The sequence below is a fragment of the Actinomycetota bacterium genome, from assembly GCA_012837825.1.
GTDB lineage: Bacteria > Actinomycetota > Humimicrobiia > Humimicrobiales > Humimicrobiaceae > Humimicrobium.
The window spans coordinates 1-1,950 of sequence record DUQM01000042.1 but is presented as its reverse complement, the minus strand read 5'-3'; the positions used below and the strand labels follow the sequence as shown (position 1 = coordinate 1,950).

Annotated in this window: 2 protein-coding genes; both read right to left on the bottom strand. The window is 35.9% G+C overall.

From position 1 onward, the window contains the following. The coding region (locus GXZ93_03185; GenBank protein ID HHT78787.1) for a hypothetical protein at window positions 1-571 on the bottom strand (571 nt) is incomplete at its 3' end. A 61-nt stretch (window positions 572-632) separates the two neighbouring features. Beyond that, entirely contained in the window at window positions 633-1,832 is a 1,200-nt protein-coding gene (locus GXZ93_03180) for a methionine adenosyltransferase (GenBank protein ID HHT78786.1), read from the bottom strand. Between the last annotated feature and the right edge of the window lie 118 nt (window positions 1,833-1,950).

Below are 1,950 nucleotides of genomic sequence, written 5' to 3'. Positions count from 1 at the left end.
GATAATCATCATAACTGAAATCTTTTTTTACAGTTAAGGATTGTTCAGATATGTATCCTTTTTTTAAAAGCTGATTCAGCGACCATGGATTTGAACCTGTTTTTCTTAAAAGTTCCTCTTTCTCCGACTGGGGCACATTCTCAAGAAATTCAATTATTTTCTTTTGCGATGGCCTTGATTTCAGATAGATTTCAGGATTTTCCGTAAATTGAGATAATTTATATATTTTCTTTTTTTTTAAGGCAGGTATTTTTTTTGTTTCTTTAAAATTAAACCCGGGGGGCATAAACAGCCTTAATGCATTTCCCATGGAACCAATATAATAATATGACATCCAGTGAGCAAGCTTTATCTGTTCTCTGCCGATATTATAATCAGCAAAAACACCTTTTACTGCTTTTATTTTTTCTGAATCAAAGGAAGAGTGATTTTTTATTCTGGAAACTATTCCTTTTAGCGTTTTTTTGCCAAAAGGAACAATTACAACAGACCCTTTTTTAACATCATTCTGAATATTTTCAGGTATTATATAATCAAAGGCAGAATCAATTTCGGAAGTTCTTATATTCAAATAAACTTCAGCATACCTTACCTTCATTTTTTATTAATTATACCGAAAATAATATTTTCAATTAAAGGCCGAGATAATTTTTAACATCTTCAACCTTATCCAGTCTTTCCCAGGTAAAATCTCTGTCATTTCTTCCGAAATGTCCGTAGGAAGCTGTCTTTCTGTATATCGGCCTTAAAAGATCAAGATTTTTTATTATTGCTGCAGGTCTGAGGTCAAATATTTCTTTAACACATTCTTCAATTTTTGACCTGTCCGCTTTTTCAGTATTATAAGTTTCAACCATTACTGAAACAGGATGAGCAACTCCTATGGCATATGCAATCTGTACTTCTATTTTGTCAGCAGCCCCTGCTGCAACAAGATTCTTTGCTACATGCCTTGCAGCATAAGCAGCAGATCTGTCAACTTTTGAAGGATCCTTGCCTGAAAAAGCACCGCCTCCATGTCTTGCCATGCCTCCGTAAGTATCCACTATTATTTTTCTTCCGGTCAGTCCGGAATCCCCCATTGGACCCCCGGTAACAAATGAACCGGTAGGATTTACAAATATTTTATAATCATCCAGATACTCTTCAGGAATAATGGGCTTGATTACAAACTCTTTCATGTCCGGAGCTATCTGGCTTTCAATGTCTATTTCAGGTTTGTGCTGTGTTGAAACAACTATTGTATCGACCTTTACAGGCTTCCAGGCATCGTAGCGAATTGTTACCTGTGTTTTTCCGTCAGGGCGAAGATAAGGTATCATGCCTGATTTTCTTACCTCGGCAAGACGCTGGGCAAGTTTGTGTGCAAGCTGAATTGGAAGCGGCATATATTCCGGTGTTTCATTACATGCAAATCCAAACATCATACCCTGGTCCCCGGCACCCTGAAGATCAAGCTCATCATTATACCCATTGCCAATCTTTGCTTCAAAAGCTTTTGAGACGCCCATATTTATATCATTGGATTGCTTGCCGACTGTCACAACAACACCGCATGTATCGGCATCAAAGCCGTACTTTGCTCTTGTATAGCCGATATCTTTGACAACATCTCTTACTATATCAGGTATTTCCACATAAGTTTTAGTTGTTATTTCTCCAGCAATTACAATCAGACCGGTTTTTACAAGAGTTTCCACCGCAACTCTTGCTTTTTTATCATCACTAATTATGGCATCCAGGATAGCATCACTTATCTGGTCGCACATCTTATCAGGATGACCTTCAGTGACTGACTCAGAAGTAAACAGATAATTCCCGCCTTTAGACATTAATTCCTCCCGTTAATAAAAACAATAAAATAATTATTATAATTCATATTTATATTTCCACATTCATGTTCATATTTATATTCATATTTATATTCATATTTATATTCATATTTATATT